At 46.0% G+C, this 235-nt stretch carries 1 protein-coding gene; it reads left to right on the forward strand.

Annotated features, from left to right (window positions below; all coding sequences use genetic code 11):
- On the forward strand, nucleotides 1-235 hold a 235-nt coding region (locus tag AAEY83_RS18545; protein ID WP_351061640.1), incomplete at both ends, for a Mur ligase family protein.

Raw genomic sequence — 235 nt, forward strand, 5'->3', positions numbered from 1 at the left:
GCATCAAAATTTAACCGTCATTGCTATTACTGGCTCTAGTGGTAAGACCACCTGTAAAGAGATGCTTGGAAGTATCTTCGGCAGATTAGCACCGACGCTCATCACTCGTGGCAATCTCAATAACGACTTGGGTGTACCGATGATGCTGCTCGAATTATCCGATCACCATCGCTATGCCATCTTAGAGTTGGGCGCCAATCATATTGGTGAGATTGCCTATACCACTGAGATTGTC

It is taken from the genome of Psychrobacter sp. TB20-MNA-CIBAN-0197 (assembly GCF_040309765.1).
In the GTDB taxonomy this organism is placed as follows: Bacteria; Pseudomonadota; Gammaproteobacteria; order Pseudomonadales; family Moraxellaceae; genus Psychrobacter; species Psychrobacter submarinus.